At 63.0% G+C, this 25,382-nt stretch carries 22 protein-coding genes; 11 read left to right on the top strand and 11 right to left on the bottom strand.

What is annotated here, in order from left to right; all coding sequences use genetic code 11:
- Positions 1 to 203: 203 nt before the first annotated feature.
- A complete protein-coding gene (locus ACMGF8_RS29455) occupies positions 204 to 1,406 on the bottom strand; it encodes a benzoate/H(+) symporter BenE family transporter (RefSeq protein ID WP_416758116.1) in 1,203 nt (400 codons plus the stop codon).
- A 312-nt stretch (positions 1,407 to 1,718) separates the two neighbouring features.
- Here ACMGF8_RS29455 and ACMGF8_RS29450 point away from each other — a divergent pair, with 312 nt between their 5' ends.
- On the top strand, positions 1,719 to 3,107 hold the full coding sequence (locus tag ACMGF8_RS29450) for a PLP-dependent aminotransferase family protein (RefSeq protein ID WP_416758114.1): 1,389 nt from the start codon (positions 1,719 to 1,721) through the stop codon (positions 3,105 to 3,107).
- Positions 3,108 to 3,163: 56 nt separating this feature from the next.
- Here the strand turns inward: ACMGF8_RS29450 and ACMGF8_RS29445 are convergent, their stop codons facing one another.
- On the bottom strand, positions 3,164 to 5,203 hold the full coding sequence (locus ACMGF8_RS29445; RefSeq protein ID WP_102860441.1) for a TonB-dependent receptor: 2,040 nt from the start codon (positions 5,201 to 5,203) through the stop codon (positions 3,164 to 3,166).
- A gap of 265 nt (positions 5,204 to 5,468) precedes the next feature.
- Between ACMGF8_RS29445 and ACMGF8_RS29440 the strand changes: the two genes are divergently transcribed.
- Complete coding sequence (locus tag ACMGF8_RS29440) at positions 5,469 to 5,699, top strand: VF530 family DNA-binding protein (RefSeq protein WP_019093117.1); 231 nt, start codon at positions 5,469 to 5,471, stop codon at positions 5,697 to 5,699.
- 8 nt (positions 5,700 to 5,707) lie between these two features.
- On the top strand, positions 5,708 to 6,376 hold the full coding sequence (locus tag ACMGF8_RS29435; RefSeq protein ID WP_416758110.1) for a Pr6Pr family membrane protein: 669 nt from the start codon (positions 5,708 to 5,710) through the stop codon (positions 6,374 to 6,376).
- A 73-nt stretch (positions 6,377 to 6,449) separates the two neighbouring features.
- Here ACMGF8_RS29435 and ACMGF8_RS29430 read toward each other — a convergent pair whose 3' ends face one another.
- The 3 genes from ACMGF8_RS29430 to ACMGF8_RS29420 all read right to left on the bottom strand — a co-directional run bounded on the left by ACMGF8_RS29430 (position 6,450) and on the right by ACMGF8_RS29420 (position 11,077).
- The gene (locus tag ACMGF8_RS29430) at positions 6,450 to 7,235 is read right to left on the bottom strand and encodes a siderophore-interacting protein (protein ID WP_102880774.1); all 786 of its coding nucleotides are present in this window, start codon (positions 7,233 to 7,235) and stop codon (positions 6,450 to 6,452) included.
- Positions 7,232 to 7,804: a PadR family transcriptional regulator gene (locus ACMGF8_RS29425; protein WP_102860444.1), complete on the bottom strand. Its 573-nt coding sequence runs from the start codon at positions 7,802 to 7,804 to the stop codon at positions 7,232 to 7,234. Before ACMGF8_RS29425 ends, ACMGF8_RS29430 begins: the two co-directional genes overlap by 4 nt.
- 165 nt (positions 7,805 to 7,969) lie before the next feature.
- Entirely contained in the window at positions 7,970 to 11,077 is a 3,108-nt protein-coding gene (locus tag ACMGF8_RS29420; protein ID WP_102860445.1) for a transglycosylase domain-containing protein, read from the bottom strand.
- 491 nt (positions 11,078 to 11,568) lie between these two features.
- Here ACMGF8_RS29420 and ACMGF8_RS29415 point away from each other — a divergent pair, with 491 nt between their 5' ends.
- Complete coding sequence (locus ACMGF8_RS29415) at positions 11,569 to 12,990, top strand: amino acid permease (RefSeq protein WP_102860446.1); 1,422 nt, start codon at positions 11,569 to 11,571, stop codon at positions 12,988 to 12,990.
- A gap of 101 nt (positions 12,991 to 13,091) precedes the next feature.
- Here the strand turns inward: ACMGF8_RS29415 and ACMGF8_RS29410 are convergent, their stop codons facing one another.
- From ACMGF8_RS29410 to ACMGF8_RS29390, 5 genes are all read right to left on the bottom strand, one after another.
- The gene (locus tag ACMGF8_RS29410) at positions 13,092 to 13,685 is read right to left on the bottom strand and encodes a hypothetical protein (RefSeq protein WP_416758107.1); all 594 of its coding nucleotides are present in this window, start codon (positions 13,683 to 13,685) and stop codon (positions 13,092 to 13,094) included.
- An 8-nt stretch (positions 13,686 to 13,693) separates the two neighbouring features.
- On the bottom strand, positions 13,694 to 14,284 hold the full coding sequence (locus ACMGF8_RS29405) for a papain-like cysteine protease family protein (RefSeq protein WP_102860448.1): 591 nt from the start codon (positions 14,282 to 14,284) through the stop codon (positions 13,694 to 13,696).
- Positions 14,285 to 14,557: 273 nt separating this feature from the next.
- Complete coding sequence (locus ACMGF8_RS29400; RefSeq protein ID WP_102860449.1) at positions 14,558 to 14,854, bottom strand: cupin domain-containing protein; 297 nt, start codon at positions 14,852 to 14,854, stop codon at positions 14,558 to 14,560.
- A gap of 76 nt (positions 14,855 to 14,930) precedes the next feature.
- Positions 14,931 to 15,215, bottom strand: coding sequence for a putative quinol monooxygenase (locus tag ACMGF8_RS29395; RefSeq protein ID WP_102860450.1), 285 nt, complete (start codon positions 15,213 to 15,215; stop codon positions 14,931 to 14,933).
- Positions 15,216 to 15,277: 62 nt separating this feature from the next.
- A complete protein-coding gene (locus tag ACMGF8_RS29390) occupies positions 15,278 to 16,897 on the bottom strand; it encodes an FMN-binding glutamate synthase family protein (RefSeq protein ID WP_102860451.1) in 1,620 nt (539 codons plus the stop codon).
- A 310-nt stretch (positions 16,898 to 17,207) separates the two neighbouring features.
- On the opposite strand from ACMGF8_RS29390, the gene ACMGF8_RS29385 reads away from it, so the two are divergent.
- From ACMGF8_RS29385 to ACMGF8_RS29365, 5 genes are all read left to right on the top strand, one after another.
- A complete protein-coding gene (locus ACMGF8_RS29385; protein WP_102860452.1) occupies positions 17,208 to 17,480 on the top strand; it encodes a type B 50S ribosomal protein L31 in 273 nt (90 codons plus the stop codon).
- A gap of 176 nt (positions 17,481 to 17,656) precedes the next feature.
- Positions 17,657 to 19,003 (top strand): HD domain-containing phosphohydrolase, encoded by a 1,347-nt coding sequence (locus ACMGF8_RS29380; RefSeq protein ID WP_115580797.1) that lies wholly within the window; start codon positions 17,657 to 17,659, stop codon positions 19,001 to 19,003.
- 100 nt (positions 19,004 to 19,103) lie between these two features.
- Positions 19,104 to 19,538 (top strand): NUDIX hydrolase, encoded by a 435-nt coding sequence (locus ACMGF8_RS29375; RefSeq protein WP_102860454.1) that lies wholly within the window; start codon positions 19,104 to 19,106, stop codon positions 19,536 to 19,538.
- Between the two features lie 22 nt (positions 19,539 to 19,560).
- Positions 19,561 to 20,199, top strand: coding sequence for a LysE family translocator (locus tag ACMGF8_RS29370; RefSeq protein WP_102860455.1), 639 nt, complete (start codon positions 19,561 to 19,563; stop codon positions 20,197 to 20,199).
- A 23-nt stretch (positions 20,200 to 20,222) separates the two neighbouring features.
- Complete coding sequence (locus ACMGF8_RS29365) at positions 20,223 to 20,732, top strand: GNAT family N-acetyltransferase (RefSeq protein WP_416758102.1); 510 nt, start codon at positions 20,223 to 20,225, stop codon at positions 20,730 to 20,732.
- Between the two features lie 40 nt (positions 20,733 to 20,772).
- Here the strand turns inward: ACMGF8_RS29365 and metR are convergent, their stop codons facing one another.
- Positions 20,773 to 21,690 (bottom strand): transcriptional regulator MetR, encoded by a 918-nt coding sequence (gene metR / locus ACMGF8_RS29360; protein ID WP_102860993.1) that lies wholly within the window; start codon positions 21,688 to 21,690, stop codon positions 20,773 to 20,775.
- Positions 21,691 to 21,798: 108 nt separating this feature from the next.
- Between metR and metE the strand changes: the two genes are divergently transcribed.
- The gene (gene metE, locus ACMGF8_RS29355) at positions 21,799 to 24,108 is read left to right on the top strand and encodes a 5-methyltetrahydropteroyltriglutamate--homocysteine S-methyltransferase (RefSeq protein ID WP_115580796.1); all 2,310 of its coding nucleotides are present in this window, start codon (positions 21,799 to 21,801) and stop codon (positions 24,106 to 24,108) included.
- A gap of 195 nt (positions 24,109 to 24,303) precedes the next feature.
- On the top strand, positions 24,304 to 25,338 hold the full coding sequence (locus tag ACMGF8_RS29350; RefSeq protein ID WP_102860457.1) for an alpha/beta fold hydrolase: 1,035 nt from the start codon (positions 24,304 to 24,306) through the stop codon (positions 25,336 to 25,338).
- Positions 25,339 to 25,382 lie beyond the last annotated feature (44 nt).

Here is a 25,382-nt window from a genome sequence, read left to right as displayed (position 1 = left end):
TAGGAATAGGCAGAAGCAAGGGCGCGGCACGTGGCATCGATACGGGTTGATCGAGGACGGCAGGCCACTGATTTCAAAGGGAAAGATGAAACGGTTCAGCTTTATTAGGGGGCTAAGGATAAAGCGCCGTCTCATCAAGAGAAAGCGCTTTTATTGACATGAACCGTTTCGGATTCGGTAACAGTTACCGGGCCCGGGCAGGTTCAGCGCGGGGCGCTGGCCCCGGCGAGGGATTGTTTCTGCCGGGTGTAGCTCAGGGCGAAGTGCGCCACCAGGCCGAAGATCAACCCCCAGAACGCGGCGGCCAGGCCGAGAAAACTCATGCCCGAGGCGGTGACCAGGAAGGTGATCAGCGCGGCTTCACGCTGTTTCTCATCGGCCATGGCGCCGCTGAGCCCGGCGCTGATGGCGCCGAACAGGGCGAGGCCGGCCAGGGCCGCGATCAGCTCCTTGGGCAGGGCGGCGAACACCGAGGCCAGGGTCGCGCCGAAAATCCCCATGAGGATGTAGAACAGGCCGCAGGCGATCCCGGCGATGTAGCGTTTGTCCTTGTCTTCGTGGGCTTCGCGACCGGTGCAGATGGCGGCGGTGATGGCGGCAAGGTTGATGCCGTGGGAGCCGAAGGGCGCTAGCAGCGCCGAGGTGATGGCGGTCCAGGACACGATAGAGCGCGCCGGGGTGGTGTAGCCGGCGCTGCGCATCACCGCCATGCCCGGCACGTATTGCCCGGTGAGGGTCACCAGGGCCAGGGGCAGGCCGATGTTGATGATGGCGTGCCAGTTCCACTCGGGGGCGGTGAAGATCGGTTTGGCCAGCGCCAGGGTGATGGAGCCGCCATTGAAATTGCCGAGGCCGGCGGCCACGGCGCAGCCCACCAGCAGCACTGCCAGGATCGCGTAGCGTGGCGAGAAACGTTTGCCCAGCAGATAGGCCGCGATCATCGCCAGCACCAGGGCCGGTTGCACGGTGACCGAAGTGAACAGATCGGCGCCGAAGCGGAACAGGATGCCCGCCAGCATGGCCGCGGCAATGGCTTTGGGCAGGCGGCTCATGAGTTTGTCGAAGGCCCCGGACAGCCCGACCACGGCAATGATCAGCGAGGCGACTATATAGGCACTGATGGCCTGGGGCAGCGACACCGTGGGCAGCATCGATACCAGCAGCGCCGCGCCGGGGGTTGACCAGGCGGTGATCACCGGCACCTTCAGGCGCCAGCTCAGCAGCAGGCCGGTGAGGCCGCTGCCGATGGAGATGGCCCAGATCCAGGACGACACCTGGTCACTGGGCAAGTGGGCTTCGCGGGCGGCCTGGAACACGATGATCAAGGGGCCGGCGTAGGAAATGATCACGGCGATCAGGCCGGCGATCACGGCGGAGAGGGACAGGTCCTTGCTGAGACTGTGCATGGCATCTCGACTGGGCATGGAGTGGAAGAAGGATTGAGTCGATTGGGTTGGTGCTGGCTGAGTGTATTTCAATGAATTGAATCGATTCAATTGTTTCTCTAGAAAGATTTCTTTGGGAAGTCCTTTGTTTTTATATAAGTGACTGATTTAAAACTATTTATATTGATCATGAATAAGGCTTTCGAGTCGCCTGCAGTTTTTTCATTTGTCTTTTCATCGAATCAATAGCTCGATTGAGTCGACGTTAAAGGCGAGTGCAGGCCTGTGATATGCTCCGGCCCACTTCAATGCAGCCGATGGTGATCAGCCTCCATGTGGGTTCCCCAGTTAAGCGAGTTCAATCAGCCGGTCTACCTGTCCATTGCCGACGCCTTGGCGCGGGACATCAGCAGCGGCCTGTTGAACGACGGTGACCGCTTGCCGACCTTGCGCGAGCTGGCGGTGACCCTCAATGTCACCCCCGGCACCATCAGCCGCGCCTATAGCGAAGCTCAGCGGCGGGGACTGGTGCAGGGCGAAGTCGGGCGCGGCACTTATGTGCTGGCGCAGCCGCCGCTGGTGTTGCCGGAAGGTTCCAGTGCACCGTCGCTGTCCCTGGGGCAGTCCGAAGCCCTGGATCTGTCGATCATCAAGCCTTACAGCGAAACCCTGGAGTACTGGTTGCGCGGCGCGTTGGTGGGCATGGCCCGCAGCAGCGATTTCGGTCGTGCCCTGGACTACGCCCCCGACGGTGGTCATCCGGCCCATCGTGAAGCCGGAGCCCAGTGGCTGCGCCATTCCCTGCCCGAAGCCCATTGGCAACAGGTGGTGATGACTGCCGGTGCCCAGCACGGCTTGATGGTGGCCATCAGCGCCTTGAGCAATGCCGGCGATCTGCTGTTCTGCGAATCCTTGACCTACCCGGGCATCATCTCCGTGGCCCACGGCCTGGAGCGGCGCCTGCGGGGCGTGGCAATGGACGAGCAGGGGATGATTCCCGAGGCCTTGCGCGAGCAGTGCCTGCGGGAAAAACCGGCGCTGCTGGTGTGCGTCGCCAGTTGCCAGAACCCCACCACGGCGATCATGTCACCCCAGCGCCGGGCGCAGATTGCAGCGATTGCCGAAGAGTTCGACTTTTTGATCATCGACGACGATATCTACGGCTTTCTCGCCACCGATCCGTCGATCAAACCGCTTTCCAGCTATGCGCCGCAGCGTTCGGTGTACCTCACCAGCCTGTCCAAGGCGATCATGCCGGCGTTGCGCGTGGGCTATCTCTACAGCCCGCCCAAGTTGCTGTCGCGCCTGAGCTCGATGGTCCGCAGCAGTGTGTGGATGCCCTCGCCCCTGACCGCGCAATTGGCCAGCAACGTGATTGTCGAGGGATTGGACCGCAAGCTGGTGCAGACTCAGCGCAACGAAGCGGCGGCGCGTCAGGCGATTGCCCGGGAAGTGTTTGCCGGCTTGGAGATCGAGACTCAGCCCCACAGCTATCACCTGTGGCTGACCTTGCCGGAGCCCTGGACTGGCGATGAGTTCGCCACCCTGGCCCGAGCCAATGGCGTGCTGGTGATGAGCGGCAGCCAGTTCCAGGTGGAACGCGGTGCCAGCTCCCGTTGTGTGCGGGTGGTGCTGATGTCGCCGACGACCCAGGACGAGTTGCGTTTTGCCCTGACTCAGTTGGCCAGCTTGATCGAGGCTGATCCGCGACGTTACCGCTGAGGCCGCTTCGCCGGCACCTGCCTCTTGTAGGTGCCGGCTTGCTGGCGAACGGGGCCTTAGAAGGTGGTACGCAACCCCACTTCCACACTGCGCCCGGCGGCCGGGGCGATATCCCGCAGAATCGAGCTGGCGTAGCGCACGGTCTGGTTGGTCAGGTTCTCGCCCTTGACGAAGGCCAGCCACTGGCTACGGCCAATATCGAAGCGATAACCGGCACTGGCGCCAAAGGTGGTGTAGCCATCGGTGCTGCTTTCGTGGTCCGGCACTCGGCCCTGGCCGGCGGCATGCTGCACATCCAGGCGCGCCTGCCAGCGATCCAGTTCCCAGAGCAGGCCGCTGTTCAGGCGCAGCGGGGCAATGCGCGGCAGGTACTGGCCATTGTCGAGGTTCTTGGCCCGGGTGTAGTCGCCGGACAGATCCAGGGCGAACTTGCCGTAGGCGCTTTCTCCCAGGCTCCAGCGATCCTGGGCTTCGATCCCGGTGAAGCGTGCTCGTACTCCGCTGTAGGCGTATTCCGGAATTGCGCCTGCCTCTTCTTCGCCTTCATCGTTCAGGGTGCGCCCCGTGCCCAGCAGGCCGATGTAGTTGGAGAAGTGGCTGTAGAACACCCCGACGCTGCCTTTGTGGGTGCCGTTGTCAAAGCGCAGGGCCAGGTCGCTGGACACGGCCTTTTCCTTGGACAGCTTGGCGTTGCCCAGCTCATAGGTGCCGGTGGCGACGTGGGCGCCGTTGGCATACAGCTCATAGAAGGTCGGGGCGCGTTCGGTGTAGCCCAGGGTCGCGGCCAGGGACCACACCGGGGTCAGGGTATAGACCGCGCCGGAGGACAGGCTGCCGGCAGTGAAGCTGCTGGACTTGTCGGCCTGGGCAAAACGCTCGTTGCCTTTGCCGTCCGGGTCCACGGTGGTGTGTTCCAGGCGCCCGCCGAGGCTGAGTTTCAGGCGCTCGGTGGCTTGCAGTTCTTCAAGAATGAACAGGGCGCCGCTGTTGGTATCGGTCTTCGGCACGAAGGCTTCTTCACCCAGGGCGGAAAACTCGTTGCGATTGACCTGGGCGCCGACCACGCCTTCCAGCGGGCCGATGGGCAGGTGCCGAGCCTCGACCCGCGCCTCGTAACCCTTGTTCTTGAAGGTGGTGCCGGTTTCACCGCCTTCGATCTCCCGGTGCTCATAGTCGGTGTAGCCGGCGTTGAACTTGAGCGAGCTGAACGGGCCTTGCAGGTTGCGCAGCTCCGAGGCAAAGGCGTAATGATCCTGCTTCATGCGGATACGCACGTCGTCTTCGGCGGGTGAGCCGTAGTTGGCGTCGTAGTTGCTGTAGGACAGGCCGGCATAACCGTCGTCCCAGGTGTAGGAACCGCCGATGGCGCCGCCGTCCTGGCGTCCGTCGCTGTTGCCCAGGCGGCCTTTCTTGCCGTCGCCATCTTCGCTCGCTGGCGCGTGGCGGCTGCGGGCGTAGCCGGGAATCTTCAGGTCATTGAACTGCCGGGAGTTGGCGTCCAGGTGCAGAGCGAAGGTGCCGTCGCCGGCTTCCAGTTTTCCGGCGCTGCTGCGGGTGGTGTCGGCGCCGCCGTAGCGCAGTTCACCGGCTCCGTGAATACCCTCGATGGCTTCGGTGGGAATGCGGTTGTCGAAGCTGTTGATGACCCCGCCAATGGCGTTGCCGCCGTATAGCAAGGCGGCCGGGCCACGAACGATTTCGATGCGTTCAACGTTGACCGGGTCCAGAGGCACGGCGTGGTCGTAGGACAGCGACGAGGCATCCAGGGCGCCGACGCCATTTTGCAGGATGCGGATGCGGTCACCGTCCAGGCCACGAATCACCGGGCGGCTGGCACCGGGACCGAAGTAGGACGAAGACACACCCGGCTGCTTGTTCAGGGTTTCACCGAGGCTGCCTTTCTGTTGCAGGGTCAGTTGATCGCCTTCCAGCACGGTGGTGGGGGCGGCCAGCTCAGTGCTGCCCAGAGGATTGGCGGTGATGACTTGCTGGGGCAAATCCAGGGCCTGGGCCTGGGAGGCAATCAGCAAGGCGGCGGACAGCGGCGACAGGCGCCACAGTAAAGAGCGGGAAGGGCGAGGGACTGAAAGGGACATCGGTCATTCCTTGGCAAGCGTTGCGCAGCGCGCTTTGAGTCAGAAAACAGGCAGGACACGGGGGTGCCCAGGATGCGGGTGAGTTGTTATTGATTGATACAATATAACATCTCTTTTATCGCGAAAAGCCAGGAACTTTTTGCTTCTCATGCTCAATCGCCGTGGTTGTCTACGGCGGCTACAGTTAAAACAGCGCTCTGGCGCGGGCGCATGGCCTCGGCTAAGGTGCGCGGCTTTCCCTATTTTCTTCCCGCAAAGGCCTGGCATGACCGACACCCACACCGACCCGCTGCATGGCGTAACCCTGGAACAGATCCTCAAGGCGCTGGTGGAACACTACGAATGGTCGGGGTTGGCCGAGCGCATCGATATCCGTTGCTTCAAAAGTGACCCGAGCATCAAGTCGAGCCTGACCTTCCTGCGCAAGACACCCTGGGCACGGGAAAAGGTCGAGAAGCTCTACGTGAAGTTGCAGCGCACCAAGCGTCCGCTCTGAGGAATTCCATGGCCGGTGTATCGCTGCAGGGGCTGTTCAGCCGACGCGGGCTGATCGCCATTGCCGCAGTGCTGGGTTGGCTGGGGCTGACGGTTCAGCTGTACCTGATTCTGTTGTTGCGCTGGGAGGCCGGGGCCAGCCTGCTGGGTGGGCTGGTGAACTTCTTCAGCTTCTTCACCGTACTCAGCAATACCTTGGTGGCCAGTGTGCTGACCTGTGCCCTGAATCTGCGGATTTCCCGGGGGCAGGCGTTCATGCTGCGTCCGGCGGTCAGTGGCGCGGTAGCGGCGAGCATTGTCCTGGTGGGGTTGGCGTACAGCCTGCTGTTGCGTCATCTGTGGCATCCCCAGGGCTGGCAATGGCTGGCGGATGAGTTGCTGCACGACGTGATGCCGGTGCTGTTCCTGATCTACTGGTGGTGCTGTGTGCCCAAGGGGGGGCTGCGGCTGAGGCACGTCGGCTTATGGATGCTTTATCCGATACTGTATTTCGCCTATCTGCTCTTGCGCGGGAATGTGCTGGGGCTGTACCCCTATCCTTTTATCGCTGTGGACAAGCTCGGCTATCCCCAAGTGCTGCTCAATGCCCTGGGCATATTGGCGGGATTCGTCCTGGTGTCGTTGTTGTTGCTGGGCCTGGATCGCTGGCTGGGCAAGCGCCCGGCGCAACCCCGGTAGGCCTCGGCTTGCCAGCGAAGGGGGCCTTGAGACCGCTTTCGCTGGCAAGCCAGTTCCTAGCGTGAGGCGGGGGTTATTCTGCTTCGCTGCCGTCCAGGCGCCAGTAACCGGCAGCCTTGACGAATTCGTCGTTGAGCCGGTGCTCATCCAGCAGCACTCGACGAACCTGGCGCGAGACCTTGCTTTCGGTGGCCACCCAGGCATACAGCTTGCCTTGCGGGACCTGCAACTGACGCACAGTGCTGATCAGGTCCTGCGCGCCGCCATCACGCTCCACCCAGATCACCTCGACCTCGGCGGCGCTATGCAGTGCCTGGCGCTCCGCTCGATCCTGAACCTCGATCACCGCCAATACCCGGCGTCCGGCCGGCAGTTCTTCCAGGCGTCGGGCTATGGCGGGCAGGGCCGTTTCATCGCCGATCAACAAGTAGCTGTCGAAGATGTCCGGCACGATCATCGAACCTCGCGGACCGCCGATGTGCAGGTACTGCCCCGGCTTGGCCTGCTCGGCCCAGGTCGAAGCGGGGCCGTCGCCATGGAGCACGAAGTCGATGTCCAGTTCGCCCTGTTCCAGGTCGTAGCGGCGCGGGGTGTAGTCGCGCATGGCGGGCATCGGTCCGCTGTCCTTGCCTGGGCCCAGCACCAGGGTTTCCAGGGCGGCTTGCTGTTCGGCGTTCTGCGGGAACAGCAGCTTTACATGGTCGTCGCTGCCCAGGCTGATGAAACCGGCCAGCTCCGGCCCGCCGAGGGTGATGCGGCGCATGCGTGGGGTCAGGTCGACGACGCGCAAGACTTCCAGGCGCCGGCGCTTGATCTCGTGCATGACCCGGTGAATGGATGGCTCTGGGGTTGCAGTCATTCGGATTTCTCCTGGGCAGTGTGGCTGACAGGACCATCGACAATGGCCTTGGCGGTGTTGTTCAGCAGGTCACGCACCCGGAGGATTTCTTCCGGGCTCCAGCGCCCATGGTGCATTTGCAGGGCGTGGCGCAGGTTGTGCACCGCCTCATGGATTTCTGCAGGGCGGTCGTGGCCGCGCAGGGAGCGCTTGCTGACCTCGATGCGCATGTGCACACCGTCCAGGGCAATGGCCTGCTCCTGAAGGGAAAGACGACCGGCGTCGGTGACGCTGTAGCGCTTTTTTCCGCCTTCGGCGTCGCCCTGGATCATTTCGCTTTCTTCCAGAAAGGTCAGGGTCGGGTAGATCACTCCGGGGCTCGGGCTGTAGGCGCCGTCGAACATGCCTTCGATCTGGCGGATCAGGTCGTAGCCGTGGCAGGGCTGCTCGGCGATCAACGCCAGCAGCAGCAACTTCAAGTCGCCGGGGGCAAACACCCGGGGGCCGCGGCCGCCGCGTTCACGAGCGGGGCGGCGCTCGAAACTGTCGTGGCCGTCACCCTGTTCGCGGTGGTGAGAGGGCTCTCTCATTTTCTCTTTCTCCTGTTCGGTTCAGATATAACTTAAGATATATCTTAACGATTGCGCAAGCACTTCTACGCCATCCAAAGCTGCCGTTGGTCTGAGATGGAAAATCACAATGGGCGGGCGCTCCACGCCATGGAGTGGCGTGGAGCGGCTAGTAACCGGAGGGATTCAGCGTTGCGCGAGGCTGCCCAGGCACTGGGTGCTGCTGCCAGGCTGCAGGTAGGGCATGAGAATCGGCGCCATGCCCTTGAGCACCTGCACCGGCAAGGCCGAGGTGAACTTGAAGCCCTGGGCCGAAGCCCCTGGCACGTAGGCTGTGAGGGTGCCGAAGTGGTGATCGCCGATGTAGAACACGAAGGTTGCGGTGCGGTTGATGGACTTGGAGCTCAGCACCCGGCCGCCGGCACCAGTGGCCTCGATGCGGTTGTCGCCAGTACCGGTCTTGCCGCCCATGGCCAGTGGCGTGCCGTCCGCCAGTTTGAAACTGCCGGACACCCGTTTCGCGGTACCGGCATCCACCACCTGTGACAGGGCCCCGCGCAGCGCCGTGGCGACCTCCGAAGGCATCACGCGCTTGCCCTTGCCAGGGTCGTTGCTCAGGCGGGTTTCGTAAGGCGTGCCGGCGGCAAAGTGCAGGCTGTCGATACGCAGGGACGGCAGGCGCACGCCGTCGTTGAGGATGGTGCCCACCAGTTCGGCGAGCGCCGCCGGACGATCGCCGGAGCTGCCGATGGCGGTGGCCAGGGAGGGCACCAGGTGGTCGAACGGGTAACCGACGCTCTGCCAGCGCTGGTGAATATCCAGGAACGCCTCGACTTCCAGCATGGTGCGGATGCGACTGTCCCGGGCGCTGCGATGGCGACTCTTGAACAGCCAGCTGTAGACCTCCTGGCGTTCGAATTCACTGGCCTTGACGATCTGGCTGAAGGTCGCGTCGGGGTTGTTCATCAGGTAGCCCAGCAGCCACAGGTCCAGGGGATGGACCTTGGCGATGTAGCCCTGGTCCGGCAGGTCATAGGCTCCCGGGCCATAGCCGGCATAGAGCTTGTCCAGGCGCTCGTCGGTGAGTTTCTCGGCGGTCTTGGCGTTTTTCATATGGGCCCGGACAAAGCGATTGAAGCTGTCCTGGCTGGCGTCCGGCAGCAGGTAGCGGTGCACGGCAGCCAGGCGGATCGCCGTGGGGTGCATGCCGTCGAGAAAGGTGTCCAGGCGTGCCTGGGTGTCCTTGTTGCGGTACTTCTTCCAGAACCGCAGCAGGAACGAGGTGCCTTCGTGGTCGGCGAAGCGTGCCAGGTATTCCTGGCGTCGCGGGTTGGCGTCGTCCTTGAGCAACTCGGCACTGCTGCTGTCGCCGCCGTAGGTGCTGTAGCGCACCAGGTCACGCATCAAGCGAATGAACGGCAGGTTGATGGATTCGCGCAGGGCATCGCGCAGGGTCGGGCTGCGGCCGTTGTCCTCTTTGCGGAAGTTGTTGAAGTGATGCAACCCGCCGCCGGTGAAGAAGGCTTCGCCGGGGCTGGCGGAGTAGGTGCGGTCCAGGGCCGCGTCGAGCATCTTCGGCAAGCTGCGGTCGCTATTCTGCATCAGGTAGTCGAGGGCCCAGCGGCTCAGTCGGTCCTGGTCGTTGACCACAAATTTCTTCAGCTCGGCCGGGGTTTTCCCAGCGTGCTTGTCGTGCAACTCGGCAATGATCTGCAGGTAGGTGGTCAGCACCCGCAGCTTGGCGGTGGAGCCCAATTCCAGCTTGCTGCCTTCGTTGATGTCGAAAGGCTGGTCGGTGCTGTCGGTCTGCACCCGCACCCGCGAGCCGTCGGGGGTGAGTTCGAACAGGGTGAAGCTGTAGCGCACCTGCGTGGTGCTGGTGGGGGTCAGCAGGCGCTCGCCGAGCACACCGATCTGCGCGGCGAAAGCCGGGTCGGCGAGGTGCTTGAGGTACTCGGTGGCCTGGCGCTGCAGGTCGCTCTGCAAGGTGCTGGTGGCCGACAGGTCAAGGCGGTCCAGGTCGTACAAGGGGCGGTTGAGCAGCGCTGCCAAACGGCGGCGGGCCACGCTGATGCCCTTGTTGGTTTCGATCGGCTGGATCGTCGGCTGCTGCTGCCAGTCGCGGTAGCTGACCTTGCTGGCCAGGGCCGCGGCGGTCAGGGCGGGATCGATGACATTGTTCTGCGCCAGCAGGCGGATATGGCTGTCGGTGAGGTCCGCCAGCTCGGCGTGCCTCTTGACCAGATAATAGGAAGGGCGGCGTTGCGCGATCATCAGCGACAGCACCTGGCGCAGGGCCAGGCCGCGCTGGGCCAGGCTCCTGGCATCGGTGGCGTTGCTGGACAGGGCCTGGTTGACCTGATCGAAATCGGCGCCGTACCAGACCCGCAGGCCCTCGGCCATGCCATGTACCTCGCCGTGCCCCGGAACTGCCGACAGCGGCACGCTGTTGAGGTAATCGCGGACGATCCGGCGCCGGGCCTCCAGGGTTTGCGGGCCATCCTGATAGGCGCGCACGCTGGCGGAAATCATCTGGCGGATCTTTTCGCCGCCGGACACCGTCAAGCCATCGGGGGAGTGGCGGTATTTTTCCAGTTGGGTGGCCAGGGTGCTGCCGCCGGCGGTCTGCCCGGGCAGGTGCAGAAGCTTGGCCACCTGGGACCAGGCGGCCTTGGCGAAGCGCGGCCAGTCCACCGCCGGGTTGGCCTGGGCCAGCTTGGGGTCCAGCAGATCGCGGTTCTCGATGAACAGCAGGCTGTGCACCATCAGGGGCGGAATATGGTTGAAGCTGGCATACAGCTGTTGTGGGTAATTGAATTGATACAGGGGCGCGGCGCGGCAATCGGTGATGGACAGGCCGGCCTGGATTTTCTCGGTATAGGGCACGAAAAAACCGTTTTTGCTGTAGTCCATCAATGCCGGGGAAAACCGTGTCTGAGCGTCGATCAGGTAGCCGCGCTTGAGCAGACGCGGCAGGAACTCGCCCAGGGCGCTATAGCCCAGACGCCGGTCGAAGGGGCCGGCGCCGGGATAGAGTATGGCGTCGCTGGGGCCTGGTTGCAGGGAATAGCTCAAGTCTTGAGCCAGCTTGCTGAACTCCCGCGCCTGGAGCTTGGAGGTACGCATTTCCCGGCTGGCGGCGACACCCAGGGCGATCAGCGTGATCAGCAGTAGCAGCCAGAACAGGCGCCAGGCATAACGGCGGGACCTGGGTTTTTTGGGTAAAGGCGCTTCGTCCTCGCTGTGGTTTGGCACTGCGTTTTTACGCGAATCGGTCTGCCACAGAGCGCCCATAGTCGATTGATCCATTCACGCAGATTGATCGGACTTGTCTGAAGCTTAGTCGGTGGTAGCCGCGGCAGAAGAAATTGTGAAAGCAATGGGTCCTGGAACCGGGCCGCGGCCCCGGGGCTGATCAGGAACCGGTGGGAAAGGGCTGTGATAGAGCCTTCTTCCAGGTAAATACGCCCTAGGTAGGGGCATGACGATGCACCAGGGCTGTGCAATACTCCGGGCCCTTTCCGAGTGAGGTTTAAGGGCAAAAAGCAGGTAATGCTTCTCCGCGAAAGCGGTATTTGCCGAGATTTCTCTCTGAATTTAGCTACTTATAGAGTGAAAAGCCCTGTCGGGAGCTTTTTATACTGCGCACCCCGCTGATCTGGCAGGTCTTGTCCTACAGACGCGCCGCCCCACAAGGCCGGTACGGTTGAGCAAGCTGCGGCTATCCGCCACGGCTTCGCAGACTCGGTGGTTCATATCCAATAACAAAATGAGGTTGTATCTCTATGTCAGTTGGCAACCAACTGCCCCACGGCGAGACCGCTCAGGGCGGCCCGCTGAAACGCGAACTGGGCGAACGGCATATTCGCTTGATGGCCCTGGGTGCCTGTATCGGCGTCGGCCTGTTCCTGGGCTCGGCCAAGGCCATCGAAATGGCCGGTCCGGCCATCATGCTGTCCTACATCATCGGCGGCCTGGCGATCCTGGTGATCATGCGCGCCCTCGGCGAGATGGCGGTGCATAACCCGGTCGCCGGTTCCTTCAGCCGTTACGCACAAGACTACCTGGGTCCGTTGGCGGGTTTTCTGACCGGCTGGAACTACTGGTTCCTGTGGCTGGTGACCTGTGTCGCGGAGATCACGGCGGTGGCGGTGTACATGGGCATCTGGTTCCCCGATGTGCCGCGCTGGATCTGGGCCCTGGCGGCCCTGGTGAGCATGGGTTCGATCAACCTGATCGCGGTCAAGGCCTTCGGTGAGTTCGAGTTCTGGTTCGCCCTGATCAAGATCGTCACCATCATCGCCATGGTGATCGGCGGCGTTGGCATCATTGCCTTCGGCTTCGGCAACGACGGCGTGGCGCTGGGCATCTCCAACCTGTGGACCCATGGCGGCTTCATGCCCAATGGCGTGACCGGCGTGCTGATGTCGCTGCAGATGGTGATGTTCGCCTACCTGGGCGTAGAGATGATCGGCCTCACCGCCGGTGAAGCGCGCAACCCGCAGAAGACCATTCCCAACGCCATCGGCTCGGTGTTCTGGCGCATCCTGCTGTTCTACGTGGGCGCGCTGTTCGTGATCCTGTCGATCTACCCGTGGAACGAGATCGGCACCCAGGGCAGCCCGTTCGTGATGACCTTCGAGCGTCTGGGCATCAAGACCGCCGCCGGCATCATCAACTTCGTGGTGATCACTGCTGCGCTGTCCTCCTGCAATGGCGGCATCTTCAGCACCGGGCGCATGCTCTACAGCCTGGCGCAGAACGGCCAGGCCCCGGCCGGCTTCGCCAAGACCTCGAACAACGGTGTGCCGCGTCGCGCGCTGCTGCTGTCGATCTTCGCCCTGCTGCTGGGCGTACTGATGAACTATCTGGTGCCGGAGAAAGTGTTCGTCTGGGTGACGTCGATCGCCACCTTCGGGGCGATCTGGACCTGGGTGATGATCCTGCTGGCCCAGCTCAAGTTCCGCAAGGGCCTGAGCCCGAGCGAACGGGCTGCGCTGAAATACCGCATGTGGCTGTACCCGGTCAGTTCCTACTTCGCCCTGGCGTTCCTGGTACTGGTGGTGGGGCTGATGGCCTACTTCCCGGACACTCGTGTGGCGTTGTATGTCGGCCCGGCGTTCCTGGTGCTGCTGACGGTGCTGTTCTACCTGTTCAAGCTGCAACCGACCAATGTCCAGCAAGGGGCGGTGCGTTCGGCGTCGTGATCCCTCGCTCGGCAAGCTCTTGTCTTGAGCATCCCGGGCCAACGGCCTGAACAGAAGAATCCGGCGTCCCGCCAGGGCCGCCGGATTTTTTTTGTCGCGGTTCAGCCTCCCAGGGTGCCGCTGGTATCGGCATCGAAAACCGCCTTGGCTTGTTGGGCCAAGGGGCTCAGCAGGCTCAACAGCGTCGCTGCGTCATAGAGCTGGTGGGCTGCCAGGTTCGCCGGGGTGGGGTCGATGGGAATCAGCACTTCGGCATCGGCTGCGTGCAGCCAGATCGCCGTCACCTGCAAAGCCGGGATGAACAGCAACCTCAACTCGCAGGATTTCCCCTGTAGCAGGGGTGCCTGTTCCGCCAGGTTCAGGGCACTGATGGTGGACGCCGCCAGAACGCCGTGATTGAGCGCCGCGAACTCGACCTTGCCGGCCACTTCCGTCAGTTGCGCATCGGCGATGGATACACCGCCGGCGAACACCAGGTAATGCCAGTCCCCCGTCTTGGCCTGGTCCAGGCCCTTGCCGTTGGCCAGGTCCTCCAGGCCGAGGGCGTAGCCGCGAAATGCCTGGGACAGGCTCAGGGTGCCGGCATTGGCAAAGGCGCGGTTGACGCCGAAACCCTGGGTGCGCAGGGCTGCCTGCAGTGCCGGGTGCAAGGTCTGGACGCCGTGGGTGGGCGCCTTGGGGTAAGTCAGTTGCATGACGCCTCCTAGTTTTTCCGGGTGAAGTAGGTGTGGGTCCAATTGCCGCCGCCGTTGTAGGAACCGGGGAAGCTGTTAAGGGCACGGGTCGAGTAACCGAAGATGGAGTCGGCGACCAGGATGTAGCTGCCATCGGTGCCGTAGATCGTCAGGAAATGCGCGCCGCCGCCATACCAGGCGCAACGCAGGCCGACGGGACGGCCCATGCCGAGCTGGTTTTCGATGGCCGGCATCTGCATCCGGTTTTCCCGCATCCCGCCATAACTGCGGGTGGTTCTGAGGGCCGAGTCCAGGTAGCCGTAGACGTTGCACGGTCCGGGCTGGCTGCAGCAGGAGTTGCGGCCCAATTCGGCATTGGCCACCCCGCACTGGGTCCAGGAGCCGGTGCCGTAGTAGTTGCCGACCGATGCCGACAGTGCCGCCCAGCACCAGTTGCTCTGGGTTTGCGGCTGCACGCTGAAATTGAGTCGGGCGCCGGCCTGGGGGGCCGCCTCGGCGCGTGGGTCGATTTCAGCCAGTTGCGGATCGATCAGCGTACCGGCCAGGCATTGGGGCAGGGCCTGCGGGTTGCCGGTGGGGGTCAAGGTCGTGCTTAACATGTTCATCCTCCGTGAGTGAAAACCAGCCTCCGGCTGGTGTCGCTGTGGCATCTGGGCTACAGCAAGTTGCCGGACCCGGCGCTGGGTGCTGCGCGGCGCCAGCCTCGATGGCGTGCGCTGGCCGGGTCTGCAAGCAACCTTAGATGAGATATGCGTCAATGCAATTTAATTATGCGTTTATGCATTGTGGCGGACGTGAATGTCCCTGATAAGGGGGGCGTCCACAGTCGGGCCCGGTCCGGGTTGTGACCCCTTGTCGAGTGCCGAGTGAGGCTAGACGTCGATGATCACCAGGGTGCCGTGGCTGCCGGGCAGTACGCTATGGGCCTGGCCGGCTTGTACCAGGTACATCTGGCCGGCCAGCACTTCGACAGTGGCCTGGCCAATGCCCAAGCGCAGGCAGCCCTGGGTCACCAGCAGGCCTTCGTTGTAGTCGTGGATTTCTTCCGGGTAGGGCGCCTGGTCCATGCGCAGGACCTTGATACGGGCCGCGCCGACCTGGCCCACCAGCGAGGATTGCCAGGGACCGGGCAGTTGCTGGGACAGTTGCTCGAAGGACAGCAAGGGCATGGTGGAACTCCGAAAGGTCAGTGGTGGTTCGCTCTGCTTTCGGTGGTCCGGTCAAGCATCGGGAGGATGTCGGCTTCTAGAATTCGTCCATCAGCAGTACGCGGCATTCGCGGGCTTGAAAGGCGTTGATCTGTGGTACCAGGCGGGTGAAGTGTTCGGTGTTGCAATGAGCGTCGAGGGCGGCGCGGTCCGGCCACTGTTCGACGAAGATGAAGTGCCCGGGGTCTTTCTGATCGACGAACAGATCGTAGGCGATGCACAGCGGCTCCTGGCGGGTTTTTTCCACCAGTTCGGCGTACCACGGGCGCACGGTTTCCAGGTGTTCGGGCTTGATGAAGTCTTCAGCGATAACCTTGAGCATTCCAATCTTCCTTGTGAGTCGCCAGGCTCCCCAGGTAGCCGGGGAGGCCTGGACAGGCGTGCTTAAGCGGCGGCTTGGGTATTGGGTTCGAAGCTGTCGGCCCGGGCCAGTTGCCACATGCGCGAGTAGAACTCGCCGTTGACTTCGCCGGTGAGCAATTCGCCGGGCTTGAGGAACACATGCAGTTGGGAGAACAGCTTGATCTCGGTGGCCGACATGCGTCGCACCAGGTGCTTGGCTTCCAGTTGCGACGGGTGCTGCAGGCCGGCGGCGGCCAGCATCTCGGCCAGGGCCTTGAGGGTGTTGCGGTGGAAGCTGTACACCCGCTGGGCCTTGTCCGGCACCACCAGGGCACGCTGGCGCAGGTTGTCCTGGGTGGCGACACCGGTGGGGCATTTGTTGGTGTGGCAGCTTTGTGACTGGATGCAGCCGATGGCGAACATGAAGCCCCGGGCCGAGTTGGCCCAGTCGGCGCCGATGGCCAGGACGCTGGCGATGTCGAAGGCACTGACGATCTTGCCGCTGGCACCGAGCTTGATCTTGTCCCGCAGGTTCAGGCCCACCAGGGTGTTGTGGACGAACAGCAGGCCTTCGCGCATGGGCGCGCCGATGTGGTCGGTGAACTCCACGGGGGCTGCGCCGGTGCCGCCTTCCTTGCCGTCGACCACGATGAAATCCGGGAGGATGCCGGTTTCCAGCATGGCCTTGGCAATGCCCATGAATTCCCACGGGTGGCCCAGGCAGAACTTGAAGCCCACCGGCTTGCCGCCGGACAGCTCACGCAGTTGCTGGATGAAATGCATCATTTCGATCGGGGTGGAAAATGCACTGTGGCTCGACGGCGAAATGCAGTCCTCGCCCATGCGGATGCCGCGGGTGTCGGCAATTTCCTGGGTCACCTTGTGCTTGGGCAGGATGCCGCCATGGCCCGGCTTGGCGCCCTGGCTCATCTTGATCTCGATCATCCGCACTTGCGGGTTCTGCGCCTGGGTGGCGAAGCGCTCGGGGTCGAAGCGGCCGTCGGCGGTGCGGCAGCCAAAGTAGCCACTGCCCAGCTCCCAGGTCAGGTCGCCGCCGTGTTCACGGTGATAGGGGCTGATGCTGCCTTCACCAGTGTCGTGGGCAAAGTTGCCGAGCTTGGCACCCTGGTTCAGGGCACGGATGGCGTTGGCACTCAGGGAGCCGAAGCTCATCGCCGAGATGTTGAATACCGAGGCCGAATAGGGCTGGGTGCATTGCGGGCCGCCGACGGTGACCCGAAAGCTGCTGGGGTCGCTCAAGGGCGCCGGGCGCATGGAGTGGCCGATGAACTCGAAGCCCGACTGGTAGACATCGATCAGGGTGCCGAAGGGTTTGTCGGCGCTTTCATTCTTGGCCCGCGAGTACACCAGGGAGCGCTGGGCGCGGGAAAAGGGCAGGGCGTCGCTGTCGGATTCCAGCAGGTATTGGCGGATCTCCGGACGTATGCCTTCCACCAGGTAGCGGATGTTGCCCAGGATCGGGTAGTTGCGGCGTACCGCGTGGGGACTTTGCAGCAGATCGAAGATCCCCAGCAGGCTCAGCAGGCCGGTGACCAGGGTGAATGGCCAGAGCCAGTCGTGTTCGAGAAAGGGCAGGCTGGCGAGGGTGAATATCACGCAGGCAGCAAAGAAGGCGTAGCGGCTCAGAAGTGACAGGCTCATACGGTTTCCTTGGTTCGGACTCATCAGGTCAATCAGGCACCGGGTGCCTTGATAACGGGTAATCGACAGCGACACCGAACGGCTGAGGCGGTGGGCTGCACAGGCATTTCTTATAGGAATTCACGGCTGTGTCAGAGCGTTGCAGCCCAGCATACTGGCCCGCTGGGGCCTTACGGGCAAGCCTGAATCGGGGGATCGAGGCAGGACTTAGACCATTGTTGCAGAATCTTATTGCGATAAGTTCTCGTTTAAAGAGGGTTTTATTGTTACTGTATAACACTGTTTTTCACCCCAGCCGCTGGAGACTCCGATGAAACCCAACATTCACCCTGACTACCGCCCCGTGCTGTTTCACGATACTGCCGCCGACGTGTTTTTCCTCATTGGCTCTACCGTCGATACCGACCGCACCTACCAGCACAGTGATGGCCAGACCTATCCGTACGTGACCCTGGATGTGTCCAGCGCTTCGCACCCGGTGTACACCGGCCAGCAACGCAAGACCCAGTCCGAAGGCCGTATCGCTGGCTTCAACAAACGTTTTGCCTCCTTCGGTTCCAGCGGTAAAGCCGCTGCCAAGTGAGGTCATTGGCCTCCATTCTCGCCGCCGTCCGTTGGAGCTCTTCCAGCGGACGGATGGTATTAAAAAGCCATCATTCCCCTCGGAAATGCTTCTACGCTTGAATCAGGCAACAAGGATCAGTGTTGCCAGTGAAAAGAATGAAGGACATGTGCATCGATGTTGACCCGAGGTGTCTCATGGGTGAGCTGAACGTTGCCACAGTCACACGCCAGTCCGAGGTTCTGTTGGTAGACAGCCAGGACGCGATCCTGCAACGCCTGCACCAACTGCTCAGTGCCCATTCCTACGTGCTGCACCTTGCCCACGACGCCAGCGAAGCCCTGAAGGTCATGGCCACTCGGGAGGTGGACCTGGTCATCAGCGCCGCCCATCTGCCGCAGATGGATGGCCCGTCCCTGCTGGCGCGCATTCATCAGCACTATCCGGACACTACGCGCATCCTGCTGACCGGTGACCCGGACCTGAAACTGATCGCCAAGGCGATCAATGAAGGGGAAATCTACCGTTACCTGAGCAAGCCCTGGGATGACCAGGAACTGCTGCTGGCCCTGCGCCAGGCCCTGGAGCACCAGCATTCCGAACGTGAGCGCCAGCGCCTGGAAGCTCTGACTCAAGAGCAGAACGCTGAGCTCAAGGCCCTCAATGCCCTGCTGGAAAAACGCGTCGCATCGCGCACCGCGGAGCTGCAACAAACCGCCGACATGCTGGACCTGGCCTATGAGGAGCTCAAGCACAGCTATGCCACGGGCGCCGAGCTGTTCTCGCTGCTGGTGAACCAGCGTCTGCCGAGCGACAAGCAGACTAACCGCCGGATCATCGATTTGGTGCGTGCCTACTGCAAGATCCACGGCATCGACGCCGTGGCGCAGCGCGACCTGGCCATGGCCGCGGCCCTGCACAACATCGGCAAGCTGAGCTGGAGCGACAGCATGATGGTCACTCCGGCCGATTGGTTGCACCACCATGAGCGTGAACGCTATCGGGCCTATCCGGCGCAAAGCGAATCGCTGCTGATGACCCTGGAACCGGTGCAGGATGCGGCGCGCCTGATCCGCCATCACCAGGAACACTGGGATGGCAGCGGCTTTCCCGATCACCTCAAGGGCGAGGCGATTCCCCTGGGCTCGCGGCTGCTCAAGCTGGCGGTGGATTTTATCGAACTGCAGTGCGGGCTGATTCTCGAACGGCACATGAACAGCGACGAGGCCCTGGTGTTCATCCGTAAATACGCCGGCCGGCTGTACGACCCCGAGTTGGTGGAGGGGTTTATCCAAGTGTGTTCTGTGTACCTCAGCGATGTGACCCTGGGCGACCCTTCGGTCAAGGTCCTGGGCACCCGGGAGCTGGCGGCGGGCATGCTGCTGGCGCGCAACCTGAATGCCGACAACGGCATGCTTCTGCTCAACGCCGGCAAGGTGCTGAGCCAGCCTCTGGTGGACAAACTGATCGCCTTTGAAACCATGGAAGGCGCCCGTTACAGCGTGTTCGTCAAGCTGGCGCGAGAGCCGCAGTCGGGCACCTGAGAAACGCCCTGGAACGACGGGAAATATACCGCTGGCGGATGACGACCCGCTGCCGGGCATGTGATCCTTGCGCCTTCGTTCTCAAGGTGTCCAGGTCCCCATGTCGCTGCCCTCCGCCGTTGCACCCTCCGTCATTCGTATCGCCGCCGCCCTGTTGCTGGGGGCCGATGGCCAGACCCTGCTGGTGCGCAAACGCGGCACCCAGGCCTTCATGCAGCCTGGCGGCAAGATCGAAGCCGGCGAGCCGCCGGTGCTGGCCCTGGTCCGAGAGTTGGAAGAGGAACTCGGCCTGCGCATCGATCCGAGCCAGGCCTGCTATCTGCAACAGTTTTGCGCACCGGCCGCCAACGAGCCCGGCCATGTGGTGCAGGCGGAGGTCTTTCTTGTTCGCATCGACATTGCGGTGACTCCGGCGGCGGAGATCGAGGAGGTGCGCTGGATCGATCCGGCCAGCGATGGTGGTTTGTTTCTGGCGCCGTTGACACGGGATCTGATCTTGCCGTTTTATCGTCAGGCCCAGGCGAGCCTCGCCTGACCTCCCGTTGCCAAGGACTGCCATGATCCCACTTCACGACTACCTGATTTTCGCCGCGGCCTCGTTGCTGATGGTGCTGACCCCAGGCCCGAACATGATCTACCTGATTTCCCGTTCGATCTGCCAGGGGCGCAAGGCCGGGGTGACGTCGTTATTGGGCGTCGTGATGGGCTTTTTCGTCCACCTGTTTGCCGCTGCACTGGGCCTGACCGCGATCTTCATGGCGGTGCCCATGGCCTATGAAGTGCTCAAGTGGGCCGGTGCCCTGTATCTGCTGTGGCTGGCCTGGCAGGCGCTCAAGCCTGGCGCGCGATCGCCGTTCGAAGCCCAGCAGTTGCCGCTGGACTCGCCCCGCAAACTGGTGATCATGGGGTTTCTGACCAGCGCCCTGAACCCCAAGATCGCGGTGTTCTACCTGTCGATCTTTCCGCAGTTCATTCATCCCGAGCACGGATCGGTGTTTTCCCAGAGCCTCATTCTCGGCCTGACCCAGATCAGCGTGAGTTTTTCGGTGAACCTGCTGATTGCCCTGTTCGCCGCAGGCATTGCCTCCTGGTTCGCCAGCAACCCCACCTGGCTTTCGGTCCAGCGTTACTTCATGGGGTTCGTGCTGGCGGGGCTGGCGGTGCGCTTGATGTTCGAACAACGCCGTACCAACTGAACATGACGGACTGACGATCCCGCATGAACCAGCAGATCCGACACCTGACTCCTGACGATGCCGCGCAATACCGGGCCTTGATGCTCGAAGCCTATGAGCGCCATCCCCAGGCGTTCACTTCCAGTGTCCGGGAGCGCGAGAAGCTGCCCCTGGCCTGGTGGGGTGCCCGTCTGGATGGGGAGCTGGACCTGATGCTGGGAGCCTTTGACCGAGGGCGGCTGGCGGGGATCGTCGGCCTGGCCTTCGAGCTGCGGGAAAAGGCCCGGCACAAGGCGACCCTGTTCGGCCTTTACGTCACGGCCGAGCAACGCGGCAGCGGCCTGGGTCGACAGTTGGTGCAGCATCTACTGGCCGAGGCGGCGGGGTACGAAGGCCTGCGCCTGGTGCAACTGACGGTGACGGCGGGCAATGACGCAGCGCTGTCCGTGTACCAGCGCTGCGGCTTTGTCCAGTTCGGGCTCGAACCCCAGGCGGTGTGCGTGGGGGAGGACTATCTCGACAAGATCCACATGTGGCGCGAAGTGCCACGCTGATCCTGCTCGCTGGCCTGCCGGCGCCGCATGAGGGTGGCGCTCAGCGTACAGCGCTGACGCCGTCCAGGGTCGAGAACGAGGTGTCCTTGGCGGTCAGCAGGAAGTCACGCATGTAGGGCGCGTCCAGCATGTCGGCGCGAATCGCTGCGTACAGGGTGGCGAACAGTCCCTTTTCACCCAGTCGCTTGGCCTTCACATAACCCCGTGAGCTGTATTCATGCAGGGCCCAATGAGGCATGCCGCACACCCCGCGGCCGCTGGCCACCAGCTGCATCATCATCACCGTCAGTTCCGAGGTGCGGACCTGCGCCGGTTCGATGTCCGCCGGTTCCAGGAAGCGGGTGAAGATGTCCAGACGATCCCGCTCCACCGGATAGGTGATCAGGGTTTCGTTCAGCAGATCTTCCGGGACTATGTAGGGCTTGCTTGCCAGGGGGTGCTGGTTGGCCACCGCAAGCATGGCTTCGTAGGTGAACAGCGGCACATAGGTGATGCCGGCCAGTTCCAGGGGATCGGAGGTCACCACCAGGTCCAGGTCACCCCGGGCCAGCGCTGGCAGCGGTGCAAAGGAGAAGCCCGAGGCCAGGTCCAGTTCCACTTCCGGCCAGGCGTCGCGGAACTGGTCGATGGTGGGCATCAGCCACTGGAAGCAGCTATGGCACTCGATGGCCATGTGCAAGCGGCCGGCGGTGCCGCCGGCCAGGCGGGCAATATCCCGTTCGGCGCCGCGCAGCAGCGGCAGGGTGGCATCGGCCAGTTGCAGCAGGCGCAGGCCTGCGCTGGTGAAGCGCACCGGCTTGGTCTTGCGCACGAACAGCGGCATGCCCAGGCGCTCTTCAAGTTCCTTGAACTGGTGGGACAGGGCAGACTGGGTCAGGTGCAGGCGTTCGGCGGCTTCAACCAGGCTGTCGGCTTCGCGCAGGGCGTGCAGGGTCTTCAGGTGACGGATTTCGAGCACCAGGATCTCCATGAGTAAATTTTGTGATCAACACGAAAAGGTTGAGTTTGTCTCATGTTGCCAGAGCTGTCGACAATAGCGCCATCTTTGACAAGGAGGCGCTTTCCCATGGCACTGGCCCACACCCTCGGTTTTCCCCGCATCGGCGCTGACCGCGAACTGAAAAAAGCCCTCGAAGCCTACTGGAAGGGCGACCTCGATCAGGCTGCATTGCAAGAGGTCGGTCGCGAGCTGCGGGCTCGGCACTGGCAAGTGCAAAAAGACGCCGGCATCGACCTGCTGCCAGTGGGTGACTTTGCCTGGTACGACCAGGTGCTCGGTCACTCCCTGACCTTCGGGGTGATTCCCGAGCGTTTCGACGGTCTTCGCGATGCCCAGGGCCGTCCGACCCTGGACACTCTGTTCGCCATGGCCCGTGGCGCCAATGCTGGCTGCTGCGGTGAGCAGGGCCAGGCGCAATACGCCCAGGAACTGACCAAGTGGTTCGACACCAACTACCACTACCTGGTCCCCGAGTTCAGCGTCGACCAGCCGTTCCAGCTGAGCTGGGAGCAACTGTTCGACGAAGTCGAGCAAGCCCATGCCCTGGGTCATCAGGTCAAGCCGGTGATCATCGGCCCCTTGACCTACCTGTGGCTGGGCAAGGCCAAGGGCAATGGATTCAACAAGCTCGACCTGCTGGAGCGCCTGTTGCCGCTGTACGGCGAGATCCTCAACCGGCTCAAGGCCCAGGGCGTGGAGTGGGTGCAGATCGACGAGCCGATCCTGACCCTCGACCTGCCCCAGGAGTGGAAGAGCGCCTTCGAGCGGGCCTACCACATCCTCCAGTACTCGCCGCTGAAAAAACTGGTGGCCACTTACTTCAGCGGTTTGGAAGACAACCTCGGTCTGGCGGTGGGCCTGCCGGTGGACGGCTTGCACATCGATGCGGTGCGGGCGCCGGAACAACTGGGCCAGGTCCTGGACCGGCTGCCGACCTACAAGATTCTTTCCGTGGGCCTGGTCAATGGGCGTAACGTCTGGCGCTGCGAACTGGAACAGGCCCTGCAGCAGTTGCAGGTGGCCCAGGAGCGTTTCGGCGACAACCTTTGGGTCAGCAGCTCCTGCTCCCTGCTGCACAGCCCGGTGGACCTGTCCCGGGAAGACCAGCTGGATGCCGAACTGAAAAGCTGGCTGGCCTTTGCCGTGCAGAAGTGCGGCGAGATTTCGGTCCTGCGTGATGCCCTGAACGATCCCCAGGCCCCGGCGGTGCAAGCGGCCCTGGCGCAAAGCCGGAAGGTCCAGGCCAGTCGTGCCCAGTCCCCGCGGATTCACAAGGCCCAGGTCCAGGCCCGGATCAAGGCCATCAGCGCCGCCGACAGTCAGCGTCAGTCGCCCTTTGCCCAACGTATCGAACAGCAGCGAGCGCGCCTGCAATTGCCGGTCTTTCCCACCACCACCATCGGCTCTTTCCCGCAGACTGCATCGATCCGCCTGGCGCGCCAGGCCTACCGGCAGGGCAAGCTGTCGCTCAACGACTACACCGATGCCATGCACAGCGAGATCCGCCACGCAGTGCAGATCCAGGAGAGCCTTGGCCTGGACGTGCTGGTCCACGGTGAAGCCGAGCGCAACGACATGGTGGAGTACTTTGCCGAGCAACTCGACGGCTACCTGTTCACCCGCTTCGGCTGGGTCCAGAGCTACGGCTCGCGCTGCGTCAAGCCGGCCATCATCTACGGCGACCTGAGCCGGCCCCGGGCCATGACCGTGGACTGGATCCAGTACGCCCAGAGCCTCACCGACAAGGTCATGAAAGGCATGCTCACTGGCCCTGTGACCATGCTCATGTGGTCTTTCCCCCGGGAAGACGTATCGCGCAAGGTCCAGGCCCAGCAACTGGCGCTGGCCCTGCGCGATGAAGTGCAGGACCTGGAACAGGCCGGGATCAAGATCGTGCAGATCGACGAGGCGGCGTTCCGCGAAGGCCTGCCCCTGCGCCGCGCGCAATGGCAGGAATACCTGGACTGGGCGGTGCAGGCCTTCCGCCTGAGCGCTTCGGGTGTGCGGGACGAAACCCAGATCCATACCCACATGTGCTACAGCGAGTTCAACGATGTGATCCAGTCGATTGCCGCCATGGATGCCGACGTGATCACCATCGAGACTTCCCGTTCGGACATGGAGTTGCTGCAAGCCTTCGAAGCCTTCGACTACCCCAACGACATCGGCCCGGGGGTGTATGACATCCACTCGCCACGGGTGCCGGACACTGCCGAGATGGTCAAGCTGATGAGCAAGGCGGTCAAACGCATTCCCGCCGAGCGACTGTGGGTCAACCCCGATTGCGGCCTGAAGACCCGCGCCTGGCCGGAAACCGAAGCGGCCCTGGTGAACATGGTGGCCGCGGCCCGCCAGCTGCGCAGCCAACTGGCCTGAAAGCCGGTAGAAACCTGCTTGCCGACGAAGGCGATCATCAGCTCCACCTCGTCGGCAAGCGAGGCGTCGCCCGAGCGCCCCTAAGCGATGACCGCTGGGCGGGCTTCATCAAACTGTCACGCAACTGTGGCAGCGCGAAACATCGAAGTTCATCAGACTCGCGCTCTACTGGGGTTCTGCGTTTCGGTGTTTTCCATGCGGGCAAGATTGTTTTCCACTGTCATCCTGCTGGCCGGGCTTTTGCTCGGCCAGCTGTCTTTTGCGGCCGCGCGCTGCGATGTCAACGTACCCACGCAACGGGTCGACCTGGCGCAGGTGAGCCTGGCCTACCAAAGCATCGGTCGAAGCTCCGATCCGGCATTGCTGCTGGTCATGGGCCTGGGTGGGCAATTGATCCACTGGCCGGACGAAGTAGTGGAGGCCTTGTGTCAGCAAGGGTTTCGGGTGATTCGATATGACAATCGCGACGTCGGCCTGTCCACCTGGCGCCAGGCTCCGGCCAGCGCCAACCTGACCTTCGAAGTGCTGCGCTACAAGCTCGGCCTGCCCGTGGCTGCGCCTTATACCCTGAGCGACATGGCCGATGATGCCCTGGGGCTGATGGATGCCCTGCACATCGAGCAGTTCCATGTGCTGGGGGCGAGCATGGGCGGCATGATTGCCCAGCATCTGGCGGCCATGGCGCCACAACGAGTCGAGAGCCTGACGCTGATCATGACCAGCTCCGGGGCCCAAGGCCTGCCGGCGCCGAACGAGGCGCTGGTGCAATTGCTGTCCCGGCGCAATGCACCGAACCGCGAAGCGGCCCTGGAGCAGCAGGCGGACCTGCTGGCGGCCCTGGGCAGCCCGAAGGTCGCGGATGACCGTCAGGTTCTGCTGCATCAGGCTGCGTTGTCCTATGACCGGGCGTTCAACCCGGAGGGCGTCAAGCGTCAGATCATGGCGATCCTCGCCGAGCCGAGTCGGGTGGCCTTGCTCAAGCAACTGCGGGTGCCGGCCCTGGTGGTGCACGGCACCGCCGATCCGCTATTGCCGGTGATGCATGGGGTGCACCTGGCGGCGCAGATCCAGGGCAGCCAGCTGAAGCTGATTCCGGGGTTGGCCCATCGTTTCCAGGACGCCTTCAAGGCGCCTTTGCTGGCGGCGGTGCTGCCATACCTGCAAAACCATCGCGAAGACACTTCCCACTGGGCCCAGATCGAACCGTTGGAAGTGGGGCGCATGCTCTGAGCCAAGTCTCAGCGGATAGATTTTCGCTTGCAGCTTGTCGCTGT

This window comes from Pseudomonas sp. BNK-7 (assembly GCF_048072025.1).
Classification (GTDB): Bacteria; Pseudomonadota; Gammaproteobacteria; order Pseudomonadales; family Pseudomonadaceae; genus Aquipseudomonas; species Aquipseudomonas danubii.
Note: the sequence above shows the minus strand (reverse complement) of the source record. Positions and strands in the feature narration are given on the sequence as shown.

What these genes read in the sequence shown, in the direction of transcription:
- ACMGF8_RS29455 (WP_416758116.1), bottom strand. Translation starts at nt 1,406, where the DNA reads ATGCACAGTCTCAGCAAGGACCTGTCCCTCTCCGCCGTGATCGCCGGC.
- ACMGF8_RS29450 (WP_416758114.1), top strand. Translation starts at nt 1,719, where the DNA reads ATGTGGGTTCCCCAGTTAAGCGAGTTCAATCAGCCGGTCTACCTGTCC.
- ACMGF8_RS29445 (WP_102860441.1), bottom strand. Translation starts at nt 5,203, where the DNA reads ATGTCCCTTTCAGTCCCTCGCCCTTCCCGCTCTTTACTGTGGCGCCTG.
- ACMGF8_RS29440 (WP_019093117.1), top strand. Translation starts at nt 5,469, where the DNA reads ATGACCGACACCCACACCGACCCGCTGCATGGCGTAACCCTGGAACAG.
- ACMGF8_RS29435 (WP_416758110.1), top strand. Translation starts at nt 5,708, where the DNA reads ATGGCCGGTGTATCGCTGCAGGGGCTGTTCAGCCGACGCGGGCTGATC.
- ACMGF8_RS29430 (WP_102880774.1), bottom strand. Translation starts at nt 7,235, where the DNA reads ATGACTGCAACCCCAGAGCCATCCATTCACCGGGTCATGCACGAGATC.
- ACMGF8_RS29425 (WP_102860444.1), bottom strand. Translation starts at nt 7,804, where the DNA reads ATGAGAGAGCCCTCTCACCACCGCGAACAGGGTGACGGCCACGACAGT.
- ACMGF8_RS29420 (WP_102860445.1), bottom strand. Translation starts at nt 11,077, where the DNA reads ATGGGCGCTCTGTGGCAGACCGATTCGCGTAAAAACGCAGTGCCAAAC.
- ACMGF8_RS29415 (WP_102860446.1), top strand. Translation starts at nt 11,569, where the DNA reads ATGTCAGTTGGCAACCAACTGCCCCACGGCGAGACCGCTCAGGGCGGC.
- ACMGF8_RS29410 (WP_416758107.1), bottom strand. Translation starts at nt 13,685, where the DNA reads ATGCAACTGACTTACCCCAAGGCGCCCACCCACGGCGTCCAGACCTTG.
- ACMGF8_RS29405 (WP_102860448.1), bottom strand. Translation starts at nt 14,284, where the DNA reads ATGTTAAGCACGACCTTGACCCCCACCGGCAACCCGCAGGCCCTGCCC.
- ACMGF8_RS29400 (WP_102860449.1), bottom strand. Translation starts at nt 14,854, where the DNA reads ATGCCCTTGCTGTCCTTCGAGCAACTGTCCCAGCAACTGCCCGGTCCC.
- ACMGF8_RS29395 (WP_102860450.1), bottom strand. Translation starts at nt 15,215, where the DNA reads ATGCTCAAGGTTATCGCTGAAGACTTCATCAAGCCCGAACACCTGGAA.
- ACMGF8_RS29390 (WP_102860451.1), bottom strand. Translation starts at nt 16,897, where the DNA reads ATGAGCCTGTCACTTCTGAGCCGCTACGCCTTCTTTGCTGCCTGCGTG.
- ACMGF8_RS29385 (WP_102860452.1), top strand. Translation starts at nt 17,208, where the DNA reads ATGAAACCCAACATTCACCCTGACTACCGCCCCGTGCTGTTTCACGAT.
- ACMGF8_RS29380 (WP_115580797.1), top strand. Translation starts at nt 17,657, where the DNA reads ATGGGTGAGCTGAACGTTGCCACAGTCACACGCCAGTCCGAGGTTCTG.
- ACMGF8_RS29375 (WP_102860454.1), top strand. Translation starts at nt 19,104, where the DNA reads ATGTCGCTGCCCTCCGCCGTTGCACCCTCCGTCATTCGTATCGCCGCC.
- ACMGF8_RS29370 (WP_102860455.1), top strand. Translation starts at nt 19,561, where the DNA reads ATGATCCCACTTCACGACTACCTGATTTTCGCCGCGGCCTCGTTGCTG.
- ACMGF8_RS29365 (WP_416758102.1), top strand. Translation starts at nt 20,223, where the DNA reads ATGAACCAGCAGATCCGACACCTGACTCCTGACGATGCCGCGCAATAC.
- metE (WP_115580796.1), top strand. Translation starts at nt 21,799, where the DNA reads ATGGCACTGGCCCACACCCTCGGTTTTCCCCGCATCGGCGCTGACCGC.
- ACMGF8_RS29350 (WP_102860457.1), top strand. Translation starts at nt 24,304, where the DNA reads ATGCGGGCAAGATTGTTTTCCACTGTCATCCTGCTGGCCGGGCTTTTG.